Below are 19,361 nucleotides of genomic sequence, written 5' to 3' on the forward strand. Positions count from 1 at the left end.
TGCCAGAACTTAAAACCTATAAATATAACGTGTAACTAAAGAAACAACCACAGCCTAAATCATGCAGCAGATTATTAATTTTTTAATCCGAAATAAACATTCATTGTTGTTTCTTCTGCTTTTATTTTTGTCTTTAGTCTTCACAATACAATCACACTCCTATCATAAAAGTAAATTTGTAAGCTCTACAAACTTCATTAGTGGGGGAATGTATGGGTGGCAGCATTCTATAAGTGATTATTTTGGGCTAAAAGACGAAAATATGCGTTTATTACAAGAGAATGAACACCTTCGTAACCAATTAAGTCTTCTAGGTGTTGACTCTGTAACTACAAAACATCTGGATACAATTTCATTTAAAACCCCATATACCTTTACACAAGGAAGAGTAATCAAAAATGATTATAGTAAAATTGATAATTATATTCTTATTAATAAAGGTAAAAAAGACAGTATTGTTACCGATATGGGAGTAATAACCGATAAAGGTATTATTGGTATCGTAGAACAAACTTCTACTAATTATAGCAGGGTAATATCTATTCTTAATAGTAATTCTCGTATTAATGCAGGTTTAAAAAAATCTAATCAATATGGTTCTTTGGTTTGGAATGGAAAAGATCCTAATATAGTTCAATTAGAAACCGTGCCAAGACAAGCAATACTTAAAAAAGGTGATACAATTATAACCCATGGTCGTTCTACCATTTTTCCAAGAGGCATTGGCATAGGTACCATTGTTAGTTATAAATTAGATGAAAACAAAAGTTACTACCTTATTGATGTTGAGCTATTTAATGATATGACAGATATTGGTTTCATTTATTTTATTAAAAACAGTGATGTTAAAGAAATCAAACAATTAGAAGCTGTGAGCAATGAATAGAGATACATTGTTACATATCATCAGGTTTATTAGTTTGATCTTAATTCAGGTACTTATACTTAACCATGTCGATTTTCTAGGATACTTAAATCCGTACATCTACATTATATTTATCCTTTTAGCACCTATTAATATCAATAAAAGTCTTTTTCTTTTATTAAGTTTTATTCTTGGTCTTACTATAGATATTTTTGGAGATTCTGGCGGTGTGCATGCGGCAGCTTGTCTGGTTATTGCATTTTTTCGTCCGATCGCATTGCGAACCGTTTTTGGTCTTAGTTACGAGTTTCAAACTGTAAAACTAAGCAACACAAGATTTGGCGAAAAATTAGCGTATGTAATTCTATTGGTTTTAACACATCATATTGTACTTTTTTCATTAGAAATTTTTAACTTCTCTCACATACTATTAATAGCTAAAAAAACGTTATTTACCAGTTTATTCACTATTGTGATTACAATGCTGATATTAGTATTATTTAGAAGAAATGATTCATGAGAAAATTATTACTATATCTAATAATTGTTATAACAGGGTTTGTTTTTGTTTCTAGGCTTTTTTACCTACAGATTTATAATACATCCTTTGCTTCTCTATCTGAAGACAATGCCATAAAAGTACTTTATGACTATCCGCAAAGAGGAGCGATTTATGATAGAAATGCACGATTATTAGTAACCAATCAACCTTCATATGATGTCATGGTTATTCCCCGTGAATTAAAACCTTTTGACACTTTAGAATTTTGTTCAATTCTCAACATTACAAAAGACAAACTTATTAATAGATTAAAAAAAGCCAGAATATATTCTCCTAGAGTTCCTTCTATTGTTATACCGCAATTAACTAAAGATGAGTATGCGTATCTACAAGAAAAAATGAGAAAGTTTGATGGCTTTTACATTCAAAAACGATCTTTAAGAGATTATCAAATTGATAATGCTGCTAATGTTCTAGGATATATTGGAGAGGTAAATGATGCCTTAATCAAAAAAGACCCTTATTATCTTTCTGGCGATCTTATTGGTATTGATGGCGTAGAAAAACAGTACGAAAAAGAATTAAGAGGTGTCAAAGGTGTAAAACGTATTCAAAAAGATAGATTTAATAGAGACATCGGCCCCTATAAAAATAAAAAATTTGACACATTACCCGTAAACGGAAAAGACCTTACCATAACAATAGATTCAAAACTTCAGTCTTATGGCGATATGCTTATGAAAAATAAGCGTGGCGGGATAGTTGCTCTAGAACCTTCTACGGGAGAGATTCTTGCTTTGATAACAGCTCCCACGTATAAACCAGAATTGTTAGTTGGTAGAAAAAGATCTCCAAATTTTACCAAATTGGTTTATGACTCAATAGCAATCCCTTTATTTGACAGAGGCTTACAAGCAGAATACCCTCCAGGCTCTCCCTTTAAGACTATAAATGCTTTAATAGCCTTACAAGAAGGAGTAATAGATACTAAAGAGAGTGTTTCTTGCAGAATGGGATATTATTATGGCAAAAGAGGTCAGAAATTAGGGTGTCATTCGCATAGAAGCCCATTGAGTATGATCCCCGGAATCGCAAATTCGTGTAATGCATATTTTGCAACGGTATACCGTAGAATTATCGAGAAATATGAAACGCCCCAGAAAGGAATTGATACTTGGAGAAAACATGTACAAAGTTTTGGCCTTGGAAATTATTTAGGGAATGACTTACCTGTAGGAAAACGAGGTAAAGTACCAACTTCAGAATATTATAATAAAATATATAGTTACCCAACCTACAAGTGGTACTCCACTGCAACCATATCTAATGCTATTGGTCAGGGCGAAGTATTATCTACTCCAATACAATTGGCAAACATGACTGCCGCTATTGCTAATAGAGGCTATTATTACACTCCACATATCATCAAAGCTATTGATGGTAAACCTATCTCAAACGAAGAGTATACCAAAGCAAAAATAACTACAATCGATAAAACTCATTTCGAACCTGTAATAGAAGGAATGCATGAAGTCTATACAAAAGGAACCGCAAGTTTCTTACAGGTAAAAGGAATTGATATTTGTGGAAAAACAGGTACTGCAGAAAATTTCACAAAAATAGATGGCGTAAAAACTCAACTTACAGATCACTCTGTATTTGTAGCCTTTGCCCCAAAAGACAATCCTAAAATAGCTATTGCGGTATTTGTAGAAAATGGATATTGGGGAGCCCGATATGCCGGAAGAATTGCCTCGTTAATGATAGAAAAACATATAAATGGAGAGATCTCCAGAACAGATCTAGAACAATGGATACTCACACATAGTTTACAAGAAGAGTACGCAAAACCCCTTAGTGGCGAACCTTTTAAAATTAATCAATAATGGCAAAATCAAGTGTTGCCGCTATTGATTGGATAACGGTTTTAATATTTCTATTGCTTGTTGCTTTTGGATGGGCAAATATATATTCAGCTTCTTATGAAGGTGAAGCTTTCTCTATCACAGACCTTTCTCAGGTGTATGTTAAACAAGGGTATTGGATTTTATTAAGTATTGTACTAATAGTTATTACACAAGCTATTGAAGTCAAATTTTATGAACGTTTTGCCGGATTAATTTATGTGATATCACTAGTATCCCTGCTAGGGTTATTCATTTTTGGAAAAAACATAAACGGAGCAACCTCATGGTATGCTTTTGGCCCTATTGGTTTACAACCATCAGAGTTTGCTAAAGCCTGTACTGCGCTAGCTTTAGCCAAATTCTTAAGTGACATGCAAACCAATATCAAATTTCTTGGTCATCAGGTAAGAGCATTTTTAATTATTGCAATACCAGCAATAATTATTGTACCGCAACCTGATCCTGGCAGCGCATTGGTATATGCTGCTTTTTTCTTTCCTTTATACAGAGAAGGGTTAGCTGCTATATATCTTATAGTAGGTGCCTCTGCAGCTGCGTTATTTATACTTACACTACTTTTTAAACCACTATGGGTAGTCCTGGCTATAGCCGCCATAATGTTATTTATTTTAATTAAAAACAGAAAGAAGAAACCTAAATATTCAAGGTTTTTACTTGTTCTTGTTGTGATTACAGGGTTTTGTTTTTCTGTAAACTATATTTTTAATAACGTATTTGAACAACGTCATAGAGATCGATTTAATATTGTACTTGGCAAAGAAGTTGATTCTAAGGGAATTGGCTATAATACCAATCAAAGTCAGATCGCAATAGGCAGCGGAAGTTGGACAGGAAAAGGATGGAAAGAAGGCACGCAAACCAAAGGAGGTTTTGTCCCTGAACAACACACAGATTATATTTTTAGTACTGTTGGAGAAGAGTGGGGCTTTTTAGGAGCTACTACAGTTGTTATTTTATTTGTGTTATTGCTTTTACGTCTTCTTCACCTTGCAGAGCGGCAAAAATCACAATTTAGCAGAGTATATGGATATAGTGTTATTGGAATCCTATTCATCCATTTTGCCATCAATATAGGTATGGTAACGGGGTTAATTCCAACCATTGGTATCCCTCTTCCTTTTTTTAGTTATGGTGGATCAGGCTTATGGGGGTTCACACTCCTACTCTTTATTTTTATCAAACTAGACTCTAATCGCGTAAATGAGTGGTAATATCTCTTTAAAATTTCCAATTTTTCAAAGAAGAAGAAGCCTCTAGTTTTTTCTCAAGGGTATCATCTAATTCTGGAAAAAAATCAATACCGGTTAATTTTTCAATCTTATCTGTTGGCACTACAAATTTTGTTAATCGCTCATTTGTTTTTTGATGTGGCACTAAAAAAGCAATCATTTTTGGGGTCGCTGCACTTTTATCCAAAATAATCTTATAAAAATACTCCGGAACAGAAACAGCTTCATAACCAATTGACTTAAGATCTTTTGACAAAACCCCGCCTGTTACAACATAAACACCATCATATTTTTTTGCCCAGTACCGTACTTTTTGCTCTAGTTTATTCCAAACACCACTATTAAATTCATGATTTTGCGGAGTAACATTTGAAGTCAAAAAAGTTTCCTCGAACGCGTCATAACTAAATCTTCTATCTCCAGCTGGACATAAATGCCCCCTATCATAACCCGATTTTTTATAATTACGCCAATCGGCAGACGATGATCGCACCTTTTTGTCTTGTTCAAAATATGGTCTTTTAAAATCATTATTTATTAAATGTTCTTTTTTTAATTCATAGGCAACCCACTCTGCTTGCTCATGGGTTTCAGAATATGATAACGAATAATGATCATGAACTATAACGGTTCCTGTAGTAGATGTTGGTAAATAGAAAAAACCCAAATTTTCATCCTTGGCTTGATCCTCATTTGACCTTATAACATCTTTAGGTTGGTAATCTTCCAGGTAATAAAACCCAACGGTCACAATGATGATTAATATGGGATATAGATATTTTCTTTTCAATGTTTTAAAGTGTTTAGGGTTTTTAAAATAACAATGGCAAAAATATCAAATAGCAACTTAGAATACTAGTAAAATTTTTATGTATAATGATCTTATTTTAAATTGAAAAACAAGTGTTTATCAAACCTTGTAGCGGCTTTAGGAATTTAAATTTTAACATAAAATATCTTATTTATGAATTTTCAATTTCTATTTTTAATGAAGTTATTCACAAAACCATCTTAAGAAATCGCATGAAAAATAACATCGAAAAGATTGTTGAAAATGTTTTAATTCAAAATCGTATAGGTGACTATGACAAAAAGGACTTAGAACTACAACTTCAAATACACCCTAATTACCCCAGTTTTCAATCCATTACAGATACTCTAGATTATTTTGATATCGACAATATTGCCGTCGAAGTACCAACAGAAGCATTAGATCAGCTTCCAGAAAGTTTTATATCTCTAGTAAAAACAGAACGTTCTGAAGAAATTGTATCTGTAATTAACAAAAACAATAGTATAGAAATAACGCATACAAGTTTATCTAAAAAGAAATATAATTATGATCAGTTCAAAGAAATTTGGGCCCCAAAGGTAATTGCAGTAGAATATAGTGAAAAACAAAAATTTTCGTTTGGTAAATCATTTTTACAGACTCTTTTAATAAGTGTATTAGCATTAAGCATTGTTGCTTCACTTTTTCTTAGACCATGGAATATTGGTCAAGCCTTATTCTTACTTGTTTCTCTAGCCGGTTTAATTTTTAGTTATTTTGCTCTTCAAGAAAGTCTTGGTATACAGTCTCAAACTATTCACCAATTCTGTACTACGGTTGGAAACACAAATTGTGGAGATGTCATTAACAATAATAGTGGTAAATTGTTTAAAAATTTCACCCTTTCAGATGCGGGTATCGCATTCTTTGGTTCTCTAATCCTATATCAGGTTTTCTTTGGATTCACCAACATACTGATTGTCCCAGCAGTTATCGGAATTCCTTTTGTCGCTTATTCACTGTATTCACAAGCTTTTATTATTAAAAAATGGTGTGCTATATGTTTAACGATTGCCGCTGTCTCTATAGCATTAGCAGTATTGGCATTAAGAAACCTTGAATTTAGTATCGATAGCGCACTTATTCCTAGTTTTCTTATGCTTGCTACATTATTTACTTTGGGATATCTTTTTATAAAAGAAAAGTTAGTCGAAAACAAGGGTTTCAAAGCCGATAACCTCAAATTAAATCAATTTAAGAGAGATAGTGATATCTATAAACATTTATATACTACATCAGACAAAATCACAGATAACAGTCCTATCGAAAATGAAATTGTACTAGGTAATCCTAATGCTACATTTAAAATCATTAGCTATACAAATCCTATGTGTGGATATTGTAAAGATGCATTTGGAGCATATTCTCGTGTTTTAAAAACTATGGGAGAAAATCTTCAAATCACAGTTAGACTTGGTGCAAATCTAGAAGATTTTGATAGTGAAGTATCCAAAATTACCTTAAGACTTCTAGAAATATATGATGCTCAAGGTGCCGATCATTTTATAACCGCATACAATGAATGGTTTGCTGATAGAACTTTTAGCAAATGGAGTAAAAAATATGGTACTCCAGTTGGCAAATCAAAACATATTGAAGTTATAAAAAAGCAATCTGAATGGTCTATAAATAATGACCTAAGATACACTCCTGCCTCAGTTATTAATGGAACTGTTTATCCGAAAAAATATAGTTATACAGAGTTTTTTCATTTTATAGGTATAATGCTAGAAGAGCATATGGAATCAGTATCTGAAACTGAACAAGCTATTGAAATGTAATCTAAAAAGAGACAACGAATACACTTCTAACTAAAAACTGGCCTAAAAAGGTCAGTTTTTGTATTCAGGGTACAACCGTCTAATTAATTCTTCACATCCAACGCATCTCTAAGTGCATTTCCTATTAGCATAAAAGACATTACTAAACTCATAATTCCTAATCCCGGAATGACAGCTAAATAGGCTTTTCCTAAAATAATATAAGAATAATGATCCTTGATCATTGCTCCCCAACTTGCCATGGGTGGTTGTGCTCCTATTCCTAAAAAACTAAGACCGCTCTCTATCAATATCGCAGAAGCAAAATTTGCTGCAGAAATTACGATTACAGGAGCTAAACTATTAGGTAAAATATGTTTTGTAATAATTCTGAAATTTGTAAAACCAAGGGCTTTTGCCGCAGTTACAAATTGCATTTGTTTTACACTCAACACCTGCCCTCTTACAATACGCGCAACTTCTACCCACATAGTCAAACCTACAGCAATGAATACCTGCCAAAAACCTTTTCCTAAAGCCAATGTAATAGCTATAACCAACAATAAAGTTGGTATTGACCATGTCACATTAATTAACCACATTATAGCAGCATCTATTTTTCCTCCATAGTATCCAGCTATTGCTCCTAACGAGACGCCCAGTAATAATGAGATTAGCACAGCTACAAATCCGATAGAAAAAGAAATACGTATCCCTATCAACATCCTGCTCAATAAATCTCTACCATACTTATCGGTACCTAAAATGAATTTTTGGTTTTTAACAAATGCATTTGTAATCTCTTTTGCGCTAAGATCTTGAGGAAAAAGATCTAATGATATTTCTTTTGAAATACCTACAATCTCTCCTTCACTATACGGAATTATTTTTATAGCATTATTAGTTATCGAATATGATTCTATCGGTAGTTCTGTATCTGTATTTTTTTTGCCAAAAAACACTTGGCTAAAAAAAGACTGATCATAAGAGTTTTGAGAAGGAACCGTTAGCATCAACACTTCAAAACCAGGAGATTTAGAGTGTATAGATAAGTGCATTTGATTAGCGTTTTGCGAATCATCTGGCGCTAAAACGTATGCAAAAATAGCTACGATTCCGCAAAAAAGAATAAAGTAAAAACTCAAAACGCCCCAAAAATTCTTCTTGAATTTTTGGAGCGCCAATATACTTAAAGAGTTAGATTTTGTTTTAGGCATTAATGATTAATTCTTCAGTGAAAGCGGATTTTTAGATTTTCTAATGTTATTTATCTTCATATCCTCTAATACACTAATAGCTTCTTCTACATAAACATCTTTACTAAGACTTTTATGCCATCTCTTTCTTTTTTCTGCCAAAACAGAATCCTTTTTCATTAATGCTTGCTCATATGGCAAGGACTCAAAAGTAAAGTTTGTTTTGTAGTCATTTATAGCATCAAAACGTTTAGCTTGTTGTTCGTTAAGTTTAATATTTGCTTTATACTTATCGTATTTTAGCGAGTAAACATTAACATCTCTTTTTTGCCTAACCCATTTTGCATTCTCTTCGATCAATTTTAATTGCTCGTTTTTAGCCATTCTGGCATTACTATTATTAATCGTTTGATCAAAATCTATATAACCATCCCAAGGTTTATAATCTGCGGCTGGAATTTTATCCCATGGCAACGGATTTTCTTGGTCTTTCTCTCCTATATCAATATAACTATAACGATCTGGTACTACAACATCACTTTTAACACCTTCTAATTGGGTAGAACCACCATTTACTCTATAAAATTTTTGAGTGGTAAGTTTTAATGCTCCTAAGTCACCAAAATCGTTACTACGCATCCATCTATTAAGATCCATAACATTTTGAACAGTACCCTTACCATAAGTTTGTTTACTACCTATAATAATTGCTCTCTTATAGTCTTGCATAGCTGCTGCCAAAATTTCAGAAGCAGATGCCGATAATTCATTCACTAATATAACTAGTGGCCCATCCCATAAAAGATTACTGTCTTTATCACTTAATACTTCAGGAGATTCTCCTTTGGTTCTCACCTGTACTATTGGTCCTTTTTCGATAAAAAGTCCAGCTATATCCACAACAGTTTGCAATGACCCTCCTCCATTATCTCTTAAATCTATAATCAAGCCATCCATGTCTTGTTCTTTCAGGCGTACAATTTCTTGCTTAACATCTTTTGCGGCATTTCTTTGATTGTAATCCTGCATATTAAAATAAAACTTCGGAAGATTAACAATTCCAAACGTTTTATCTTCTTTTTTCACCGTAGAAGATTTTGCATAGGTTTCTTCAAGCTCAACGACATCTCTTACAATATCTATAACCTCTATAGTACCATCTACTTTTTTAACAGTAAGACTTACTTTAGTTCCTTTTGGGCCTTTTATCAAGCTTACTGCATCATCAATTCGCATTCCTACAATACTTACTGGCTCTTCCTCATCTTCTTGTTTTACTTTCATGATGAAGTCCCCTACTTCAACATCGTTACCTCTCCATGCAGGGCCTCCAGAAATAATCTCAATAATTTTAATGTTATCATTTTTCTTCTGTAATCTAGCACCAATTCCCTCTAACTTTCCTGACATAGCAATATCAAAACGATCTTTATCCTGTGGCGCAAAATAATATGTATGTGGATCAAATTCTTCAACTATAGAATTAATATAGATTGAAAACCAATCTTTTCGCTCTAAATCATCTGCAAATTCAAAATATTCTTTTAGAGAAGATTTTGTAATATCACGTGCTTCATTTTCTAAAGTGACTGATGTTTTTCTTTTGTAGTCTTTATTTGCTGCCAAAGAATCCATTTGTTCTTCAGCTTTGTCAAAATAGCTAGATAATGCATTAAACTTAAGCTGCAATCTCCAACGATTTTCCATTTCCTTTCGAGTATTAACGTAAGGAAGTTTTTCGTACTCTGTGCTTATACTTTCATCTTTTTCAAAATTAAAAGGTCGTTCCAAGATTTCTTTATAAAGTGATCTAGCATCACTCATTCTATCTTGCAAACGATCATATGTTAAATTAAAAAAGTTGATTTCTTTGTTTCTAATTTCGTCATCGATAAGTTCTTCATACTTCTTAAACTCTTCGATATCACTTGCATAAAAATATCGCTTTAAAGGATCTAAAGCATCTATATAATCAGCAAAAACTTCTTTAGAGAAATCATCATTAATATCTTTTGCATCATAATGACCTTTTCCTAAGACATAACTTATTAAATCAATTAATAATTTATCCTTATCAGGTCCACTCTCTACTTTGTTGGTAAAACTACACGAAACAGCCGAAACAATTACGGTAAGCATCAAAATCAAAAAACTCTTTTTCATACGCTCAAAAAAATTTAGGGGTTTACGGCAAAATACATTAAAAATCGTGCCAATAACACGTAATAATACTAAAATTTTCTTAAATGAACTAATAATATTTAGTAGTCTTTTTCAACCCTACATTACGCACAAAAAAAGTGTACTTTTACCATCGTAAAAAAACTAAGGCCATGGCACAAGAAAAACCTTTGATTCTAGTTACTAACGATGATGGTATTACGGCACCAGGAATACGTGCATTAATCAGCGTTATGAGCGAAATTGGCGATGTTTTTGTAGTTGCGCCAGATAGTCCCCAGAGTGGCATGGGTCATGCTATCACTGTGAATAATACGATTTATTGTGATCCTATAACCATAGACAAAAATGCCCCACAAAAAGAATTTAGTTGTTCTGGAACTCCTGCTGATTGTGTAAAAATGGCATCTCGCGAAGTCATGCCACGAAAACCTGATCTTTGCGTAAGTGGTATAAACCATGGATCAAATTCTGCAATTAATGTAATTTATTCTGGAACTATGAGTGCCGCAGTTGAAGCAGGAATAGAAGGAATACCCGCAATAGGATTTTCTTTACTTGATTACGGAATGAATGCTGATTTTGAGCCTTCCAAAAAATTTGTGAGAACAATTGTAGAAAATGTCCTCAAAAATGGACTGCCAAAAGGTCTTGTTCTTAATGTAAACATCCCTAGGTTACCAGAAAAAGAAATTAAAGGTGTAAAAATTTGTAGACAAGCGAATGCACATTGGGTCGAAAAGTTTGATAAAAGAATAAATCCAATGGGAAGAGAATATTATTGGCTTTCTGGTACATTTGTAAACGAAGATAAAGGAGAAGACACAGATGAATGGGCATTAAGTCAAGGGTATGTATCTATAGTACCCACTCAATTTGATCTTACAGCTCATCATTTTATACAACAATTAAATAATTGGCCGTTACATGATTAAAAAAGAAATAGGTATTGGTTTACTAAGTGGAATACTTGTAAATAGTTTAGGGTTTATTTTATGCGTATTTATCTTTTCAATATTACGCAATCTAACATTTATGAGTACTATTAATGCAGCAGTAAGCAACGATTCTCTTGGAAGCATTATTGTTTTGGGAGCAATTCCTAATTTGGCTGTTTTCTTTTACTTTTTGAAAAAAGAGAAGATATATAGAGCTCGAGGTGTACTTCTTGCTACACTTATTGCAGCTATTTGTATTGCAATTAGTAAATTTGGATAAACAAAAGAACAAAAAGTACAACTCTAAGATGAAATACTATCTGATCGCAGGAGAAGCGTCTGGTGATTTACATGGCTCTAATCTCATGAAATCTATTCTTAAAGAAGATCCCGAAGCCGAATTTAGGTTTTGGGGTGGAGATTTGATGCAAGCCGTTGGAGGCAGTATGGTTAAGCATTACCGGGATCTTGCATTTATGGGGTTTGTAGAAGTTCTTTTTAATTTATTTACCATTTTAAAAAATATAAAGCTTTGTAAGAGTGATATTTTAGAATACAAACCAGATGTAATTGTTTTTATAGATTATCCTGGTTTTAATTTGCGTATTGCCGAATGGGCCAAAGAAAAAGGATTTCGTACACATTATTATATCTCTCCGCAGATATGGGCATGGAAAGAAGGTAGAATCAAAACCATTATGAAGTGTATTGACATGATGTATGTAATTCTTCCTTTTGAAAAACCATTTTATGAAGATAAACATGAATTTCCTGTTCAATTTGTAGGCCATCCCTTGATTGATGCAATCGCCGATCATAAACAAATTATGCCCGAAGATTTTAAGGCAAAACACAAACTTGATGATCGCCCAATTATTGCCATATTACCTGGTAGCCGAAAACAGGAGATTCGTAAGATGCTCGAAGTAATGTTAACCGTTGTTGATGATTTCCCGGACTATCAATTCATTATTGCAGGTGCTCCTAGTCAAGACGCTTCTTTTTATACACCTTTTATCAAAAAACAAGGTGTTCACTTAGTGATGAATCAAACCTACGACCTTTTAAGCTTAAGTAATGCTGCTTTAGTAACCTCTGGTACTGCTACTTTAGAAACTGCTTTATTTAAAGTACCCGAAGTGGTTTGTTATAAAGGAAATTATATTTCTTATCAAATTGCAAAACGTATAATACACCTTAAATATATTTCTTTGGTTAATCTCATTATGGACAAACAAGTTGTTACAGAACTAATACAAGGTGAATTTAATACCAAAAGACTAAAAGAAGAGCTTGCTATTATACTTGATGATTATAAAAGGGCAACATTGTTCTTAGAGTATTATGATCTTGAAAAAACGCTAGGAGGTCGAGGCGCTAATGATAAAACAGCGAGGTTTATTGTAGAGTCTATAACATAAAGGATCAAGAAACTCATTATAAAACCACAAATATACCTTAGGCATTATTCTTGCTAGTTCTTAAATATAAAAAAGTGAACAGTTTTAGCTATTTTTGATATAAAAGAAAACGCCCTACAATGAAAAAAATAATTACCTACTTCCTAATTGCTTTATTTACTACTGTTACTGTTTCTTGCGGAAGCTCTTCAAAAAGTAAGGCAGTAATTTCAAAAAGCACAAGTACTAAAGCTAAGCAAAAACAAAATCCTGAGAACAAAAAAATAAAAAGTATCGTAAGCTATGCCAAATCATTTGGGGGTACAAGATATAAATATGGCGGAACCACTAAAAAGGGAATGGACTGTTCTGGTCTGGTGTATACTTCTTTTAAAAAAGAGAATATAATTCTCCCCAGAACCTCAAGAACAATGGCTACACAAGGTAAACCTATATCCTTAAAAAAAGTCAAAGTTGGAGATCTACTATTTTTCAAAACCAATAAAAGAAAAAATGTAATTTCTCATGTTGGATTAGTTGTTGAAACTAAAGGCGTTATTAAATTTATTCATGCCTCTACTTCTAAAGGAGTTATCATATCGAGTCTTGATGAAAAATACTGGAACAAAGCTTTTACAAGTGTTAGACGAATGCTCTAACACAAATCAATACTTCTACATTAATATTTATCTAACCTTACTATTTATCAGTATTAAAAAATGATACTGAAGATATATACTATTGCATAGCATTCATCGATTTTGAATATTTGCTATGAGGCTAATTAATGTACCTTTTGTTATCATAACATGTGCTACTTTGTTAGGAATTGTAGTAGGACATTATTGTTCTATTACTCTTTCTTCTTCTATTCTTTTGTTCTCTATTTCAATTCTTGTATTAACTGTAGTTTGGTGGCGATCCAAAAAAATCTTTTCTAAAGGGTATTACTTTGGTTTTTTAACTACTTTAATTTTTATTTTTTTTGGTATCGCGCTGATCAAAATACATGATCCTAAAAACAACAGTAATCACTATACAAATCAAATCGACTCTGGTGTTTTTTTATTGAATAAAGTTGGCGTTAAATTTCATATTGCAGAACGCTTAAAATCTACTACCTATTATGACAAGTATATTGTTTCTTTACATATTTTAAATCAAAAACTTGTTGAAGGAAACTTATTACTTAGACTCCCCAAAGACAACACTAATCGAATTCTAGAAATTGGAGAAACCTATAGTTTTCTCGGAAAAATCACCCCAATAGACAAACCTCTTAATCCTCATCAATTTGATTACAAGCAACATCTTAGTCATCAAAAAATATTTCATCAAGCCACCGCAAGTACAAATCTACTTATTCGTCATAAGGATATACAATGGTCAATATTTCGTATCGCAGATCAAATTAGAAAAGATATAAATCAAAAGCTTAAGAAGTATTCTTTTAATACGCGCCAATTATCGATTATTAACGCGTTGCTACTAGGACAACGACAAGAAATAACTCAAGAAACATTTAATGCTTATCGAGATGCTGGTGCTATTCATATTTTAGCAGTTTCTGGACTACATGTTGGTATACTTTTACTAATTATTAATTGGATAACAAGTCCTCTTAAATTCTCTAAAAATGGAAAACACATAAGCGTTTTATTGTCAATAATTTTACTTTGGTGCTTTGCTATTATTGCAGGATTATCTCCTTCGGTACTTAGAGCTGTTACCATGTTTTCTTTTCTTACTATAGGAATACAAATTCAATCCAAAACAAGCATTTATAACTCATTATGTGTATCTATGTTTGTATTGCTTTGTTTTAATCCTTCATTATTATTCTCGGTTGGATTTCAATTAAGTTATTTGGCTGTTTTCTCTATTGTTTGGATACAACCAATAATGGCTAAAACGTTTCATCCGCGATTTTATATTACCAAAAAACTTTGGGAAACTTTTACAGTTACTTTTGCAGCACAGCTTGGCTTACTACCCATAACATTATTTTATTTTCATCAATTTCCTGGATTATTTTTTATTTCTAATCTCATTATAATTCCTACATTAGGACTAATTCTCGGCTTAGGTATCTTAGTAATTGCATTAGCTTATACCACAATTCCGTCACAAGCCATAATTCTAATATTCAAAACCTTAATAGATACAATGAACAATATTGTTATTTGGGTATCACAACAAAAAAGCTTTTTAATAACCGATATTTCTTTTTCATGGAAAACCTTAATTACATTATCTCTTGTTATTTGCACCTCGATCACACTATTCAAGAAATATCAAAGAAGAAAAATATATTGGTTGGTAGTAAGTCTAAACCTGTTTTTTACAGGATTGATTATCGATAAATACATCGTCGATACCAAAGAAGAATTCATTATTTTTCATACGAATCGAAACACTGTTTTTGGGGTTTTAAAAAATCAAAAATTAAACCTGTATCATAAAGATTCTTTATCCTATCAAAACCATAACTTCTTACTTAAAAATTATCTCATTCAAAACAAAGCTAAAATTGATTCTACATATACATTAAAAAACATATATCGTTACAAAAAACATACAATTCAAATTATAGATCATAGTAACATTTATTCATTAAAGGGACTTCAACCTGACATATTATTACTATCAGGATCTCCTAAGATTCACTTAGAAAGAATCATTAGAGATGTACAACCAAAACAGATTATTGCAGACGGAAGTAATTACAAGAATTATATAGATCAGTGGGAGAAAAGCTGTACTATACTAAATATTAGTTTTTATAGAACGGATAAAAACGGTGCCTTTTTACTAAAACAATAGTATTACAATGCTACCAAAGAAGTTTTAAAGACTTCTTTAGTGGGTATATTTAATACTTCTTCTATAATTTTATGAAGCTCAGGTATACAATTTTTTGCTAATTTATTTGGGCTGTTAAAAAGCACGCAAATTCCTAAATCTTCATTTGGAAAAAGAGCTATTTCACTTCTATAATTATTCACACCACCACCATGATGTATTACTTTATTGATTCCTTTTGTATTATCATCTTTAAATTCATGTATTCTCCAACCCATACCGTAAAAAGAAGCTTTATATCCAGGCCATCTCTGATAATAATTTCTTCGACCTCCAACTTGTACCACAGGCGTAAAAACGTCTTCTATAACTTTTGGCATAAGTACTTCTGGATTATTACCTAACAAGAACTTCATCCATTTACCCATATCTCTAGCACTAGCATTAACACCTCCAGCGGCTACTGCATTATAATACTTTTTATTTATAGGCTTAGATCTCCATCCGTAACGTACTTTCTGGTGAGGTAGAGCAACATTATCAGACTCTTGTAGTGCTTCATAACTAGCTGAAGCGGTTTCCATTTGCAAAGGATTAAAAATTCTTTCCTGGATAATATCTTTTAATAGTTTTCCCGTTTTCCTTTCAATAATTTCGCCACTAAGTGCAAAAACGGCATTTTGATAATTATATATGCTTCCTGGTTTATCTAATGGTAACACCTCATTAAAACGACCTGCAATAGTGCTTAACGACAACCCATCTTCTACTAAATTTGTAAAACTATGATACGGCAATCCCGAAGTATGAGATAATACATTAGAAATGGTAACCTGATCAGTATTTGTTTTATTTGCTAACTTAAAACTAGGAATATGGTCTACAATTCTATCTTCCCAATTAATCAAACCATCTTCTACATGAATTCCTGCCAAAATACCCGCAAATCCTTTAGAAACTGACCCTATTCTAAATACTGTTTCAGAATTTACTTTATTTTTAAGAGCTATATTGCGATGACCAAAACCACCAGAATATATAATAGAATCACATTTTACAATAGCTACTGAAGCTCCTACGATCTGTTTATTCTTAACCGCTTTATCAAAATATTTTTTAATAGCATCCGTTAATCTTCTTTTATGAATATCAGGAAAATAAGCTTCCGCAGATTCAGGTTGAGGAAATTGAACTTTTTTTGCATGTTCAATTTTTACGTGCTCTGGTTGTTTTGCTGATATAAAAGAAAAAAGCAATACAACTAGCAACATAGAGGGGGTGACTATGGCTAAGTATTTTTTCATAAGTAAGCTATCAATTAATAATAAAAACTACAATAGTTGTTATTATTATACTAAATCTGACTTGGGCAATTTTAGTTACATACGTCTAACGCGTACATATATAATTAATTGTTCACAAATATAATATTTTATCTTAATCAACAATAAAAAAAATGCATTTTATCGAAATAAAATGCATTTTATCGTTATTTTAATACTATTAAGGTTTTTTTTTGCAGTGTTGCAAATTAGTTTGTAAATGTACCTACAAACGATTTCTCATATTTTTGCCAAGCCCCAGCACTTGTTAACTTTTTATAATCATCATTTTGAATCATCTTTAAGTATATCTCTAATTGTTCTGCTGTCTTGTAACCAACAACAGGTGCAATTAAATTGGCATTCTCATCAAAGAAAACCATACTTGGATATCCTGTGATCTTTAATGCGTTTGCTAAAAAATGTTGACTATTCCTACCTTTTCTATTAGGATTGTAATTAGGATTAGTATACGTAAAATCATTATAACGAACCTCTTCTGTACCCTCTGCATTAAATTTTACAGCATAGTAATGCTCATTTACAAATTGTACTACATCTTTGTTATGAAATGTTTTTTTATCTAATAATTTACATGGGCCACACCAATTGGTATATACATCCATAAAAATCTTCTTTGGTTCTTTTTTCTGAGCTTCTAATGCCTCATTCATAGACATCCAGTTGATTTCTTGTGCTTGGGTAGATAAACACATTAGAAATACAAACGCAATAAGTAGGTTCTTCATTATTATAGTTTTTTCATTAGTCGAAAACAAAAACTGTTCCTTATCTTAAAAACTTCTCTCATCTTGGGAAACGAGAGAAGTCAAATATTATTTTATTAATGTACACCGTGCATCATTTTCTTCATCTTAGGGGTTATTACTATTAATATTAATCCTACCAAGATAGGAATAATAGTAAAAATTAAAAAGAAAGCAGACATAGAGTACTTATTTACAATTACATCTATATAACTCCCCACAAAACCTGCTAATTTATTACCAATAGCAATCGCTAAATACCATAAGCCAAACATTATACCTATTTTTTTTGCGGGTACTAATTTTGAAACATAGGATAATCCTACTGGAGATAAACATAACTCTCCCATAGTATGTAGTAAATATGCCAAGACCAACCAAACTAAACTAACGGAAGCCGTTTTAGCGCCTTGTGGGATAGATGCTGATCCCCATGCTAGCATTCCAAATCCAATACCTAGCAATATCATCCCTAATGCAAATTTAACTGTTGCGGATGGATTATATTTACTTTCCCACCATTTAGAAAATAATGGTGCTAACGTAATAATAAATAAAGAGTTTAAAATCAAAAACCATGAAGCTGGTATTTCGGCCGTTTCCTGCGGAAGAATTTCAGATAATTTCCAAATGGCAATTCCCCAAACACTAAGAAAACTTATTGCTAATACTATATTGGATAACGTAATCTTTTTAAATGTTTGCGAAAATAATTTTAACAACACCCAGGTTATAATCCCTAAAGGTACAATCGTAATTAAGACATCTACTATTTTAAATATTGAAGCCGCATCACCGTTTAATAATCGTTGCGTATAGTTATTCGCAAAAATAGTCATCGAACCACTAGCTTGTTCAAAAGCAGCCCAAAAAAACACTACAAAAAAGGCCAGCACCCCTACTACTATATAGCGATCTCTTTGCACATTACTTGATACTTTTTCTACAACGTTCTCTTCTTTATTTTCAATAGCATCGGATAAGTTTACTTTTTTAGATGGTTCTACACCTACTTCTCCAAAAATACTTCTACCAAACCAAAATTGAAACATCCCTAGCATCATAAAAATACCTGCTAGTCCAAATCCCCATGCCCAACTTAAATATTCACCTAAGAAACCACATAATAAAACACCTATAAATCCACCAGAGTTCACTCCCATATAGAAAATAGTAAATGCTCCATCTTTTCTATCCGGATATTGATCGTAAAGTCCACTGACCATAGATGTAACGTTGGGTTTAAACAAACCATTACCTATAATCAATAAACCTACTCCTATATATAATGTAATTTCTGTATCTAATGCCATAGCAGTATGCCCTAGAGTCATTACCAAAGCTCCTAATGCTACTGCTTTTTGATATCCTGTAAATTTATCTGCAATCCAGCCTCCTAATACTGGTGTTACATACACTAAGGAGGTATATGTTCCTAACAGGGCTAATGCTCTTTCGTTAGACCATTCCCAACCACCGTCTGCAAATGTAGCAGTTAAAAATAGCACGAAAATAGCACGCATTCCGTAGTATGAAAAGCGCTCCCACATTTCTGTAAAAAACAATACAAATAGTGCGGGTTTATGTCCTAAAAGACTAAATTCATTTGAAGTTTTTATTTCTGTACTCATCAGAATAT

16 protein-coding genes are annotated in these 19,361 nt (G+C 32.3%); 10 read left to right on the forward strand and 6 right to left on the reverse strand.

From position 1 onward, the window contains the following. Positions 1–61 precede the first annotated feature (61 nt). From mreC to rodA, 4 genes are read left to right on the forward strand one after another with little or no spacing between them, the layout of a single operon-like run. Entirely contained in the window at positions 62–886 is an 825-nt protein-coding gene (gene mreC, locus D1816_RS13345) for a rod shape-determining protein MreC (protein WP_118503428.1), read from the forward strand. Continuing rightward, positions 879–1,385, forward strand: coding sequence for a rod shape-determining protein MreD (locus D1816_RS13350; RefSeq protein WP_066317577.1), 507 nt, complete (start codon positions 879–881; stop codon positions 1,383–1,385). Before mreC ends, D1816_RS13350 begins: the two co-directional genes overlap by 8 nt. Next, positions 1,382–3,253, forward strand: coding sequence for a penicillin-binding protein 2 (gene mrdA, locus D1816_RS13355; RefSeq protein WP_118503430.1), 1,872 nt, complete (start codon positions 1,382–1,384; stop codon positions 3,251–3,253). Before D1816_RS13350 ends, mrdA begins: the two co-directional genes overlap by 4 nt. Beyond that, the gene (gene rodA / locus D1816_RS13360) at positions 3,253–4,506 is read left to right on the forward strand and encodes a rod shape-determining protein RodA (protein ID WP_066317584.1); all 1,254 of its coding nucleotides are present in this window, start codon (positions 3,253–3,255) and stop codon (positions 4,504–4,506) included. The genes mrdA and rodA overlap by 1 nt, the downstream gene beginning before the upstream one ends. 7 nt (positions 4,507–4,513) lie before the next feature. On the opposite strand, the gene D1816_RS13365 is transcribed toward rodA, so the two are convergent. Continuing rightward, positions 4,514–5,314 carry a DNA/RNA non-specific endonuclease gene (locus D1816_RS13365; protein WP_066317587.1) on the reverse strand — a complete coding sequence of 267 codons (801 nt, stop codon included), beginning with the start codon at positions 5,312–5,314 and terminating at the stop codon, positions 4,514–4,516. Between the two features lie 233 nt (positions 5,315–5,547). Here D1816_RS13365 and D1816_RS13370 point away from each other — a divergent pair, with 233 nt between their 5' ends. Continuing rightward, positions 5,548–7,137: a vitamin K epoxide reductase family protein gene (locus D1816_RS13370; protein ID WP_118503432.1), complete on the forward strand. Its 1,590-nt coding sequence runs from the start codon at positions 5,548–5,550 to the stop codon at positions 7,135–7,137. An 83-nt stretch (positions 7,138–7,220) separates the two neighbouring features. Here D1816_RS13370 and D1816_RS13375 read toward each other — a convergent pair whose 3' ends face one another. Together D1816_RS13375 and D1816_RS13380 are read right to left on the reverse strand one after the other, a co-directional pair. Next, positions 7,221–8,333: an ABC transporter permease gene (locus D1816_RS13375; protein ID WP_118503434.1), complete on the reverse strand. Its 1,113-nt coding sequence runs from the start codon at positions 8,331–8,333 to the stop codon at positions 7,221–7,223. 6 nt (positions 8,334–8,339) lie between these two features. Then, a complete protein-coding gene (locus tag D1816_RS13380; RefSeq protein WP_066317595.1) occupies positions 8,340–10,475 on the reverse strand; it encodes a carboxy terminal-processing peptidase in 2,136 nt (711 codons plus the stop codon). Positions 10,476–10,645: 170 nt separating this feature from the next. Here D1816_RS13380 and surE point away from each other — a divergent pair, with 170 nt between their 5' ends. From surE to D1816_RS13405, 5 genes are all read left to right on the forward strand, one after another. Then, positions 10,646–11,428 (forward strand): 5'/3'-nucleotidase SurE, encoded by a 783-nt coding sequence (gene surE / locus D1816_RS13385; protein ID WP_118503436.1) that lies wholly within the window; start codon positions 10,646–10,648, stop codon positions 11,426–11,428. Continuing rightward, complete coding sequence (locus D1816_RS13390; protein WP_066317599.1) at positions 11,421–11,711, forward strand: hypothetical protein; 291 nt, start codon at positions 11,421–11,423, stop codon at positions 11,709–11,711. Before surE ends, D1816_RS13390 begins: the two co-directional genes overlap by 8 nt. Positions 11,712–11,739: 28 nt before the next feature. Beyond that, complete coding sequence (gene lpxB / locus D1816_RS13395) at positions 11,740–12,852, forward strand: lipid-A-disaccharide synthase (protein WP_118506261.1); 1,113 nt, start codon at positions 11,740–11,742, stop codon at positions 12,850–12,852. Positions 12,853–12,971: 119 nt separating this feature from the next. Beyond that, the gene (locus tag D1816_RS13400) at positions 12,972–13,490 is read left to right on the forward strand and encodes a C40 family peptidase (RefSeq protein ID WP_118503438.1); all 519 of its coding nucleotides are present in this window, start codon (positions 12,972–12,974) and stop codon (positions 13,488–13,490) included. Between the two features lie 115 nt (positions 13,491–13,605). Further along, positions 13,606–15,654, forward strand: a complete 2,049-nt coding sequence (locus D1816_RS13405; RefSeq protein WP_118503440.1) for a ComEC/Rec2 family competence protein — start codon at positions 13,606–13,608, stop codon at positions 15,652–15,654. Between the two features lie 2 nt (positions 15,655–15,656). Here the strand turns inward: D1816_RS13405 and D1816_RS13410 are convergent, their stop codons facing one another. From D1816_RS13410 to D1816_RS13420, 3 genes are all read right to left on the reverse strand, one after another. Next, positions 15,657–16,937 carry a serine hydrolase gene (locus D1816_RS13410; protein ID WP_118503442.1) on the reverse strand — a complete coding sequence of 427 codons (1,281 nt, stop codon included), beginning with the start codon at positions 16,935–16,937 and terminating at the stop codon, positions 15,657–15,659. 227 nt (positions 16,938–17,164) lie between these two features. Continuing rightward, a complete protein-coding gene (locus tag D1816_RS13415) occupies positions 17,165–17,704 on the reverse strand; it encodes a thioredoxin fold domain-containing protein (RefSeq protein ID WP_066317616.1) in 540 nt (179 codons plus the stop codon). A gap of 95 nt (positions 17,705–17,799) precedes the next feature. Next, positions 17,800–19,353, reverse strand: a complete 1,554-nt coding sequence (locus D1816_RS13420) for a peptide MFS transporter (RefSeq protein ID WP_066317617.1) — start codon at positions 19,351–19,353, stop codon at positions 17,800–17,802. Positions 19,354–19,361: the final 8 nt, after the last annotated feature.

This window comes from Aquimarina sp. AD10 (genome assembly GCF_003443715.1).
Taxonomy (GTDB): Bacteria; Bacteroidota; Bacteroidia; order Flavobacteriales; family Flavobacteriaceae; genus Aquimarina; species Aquimarina aggregata.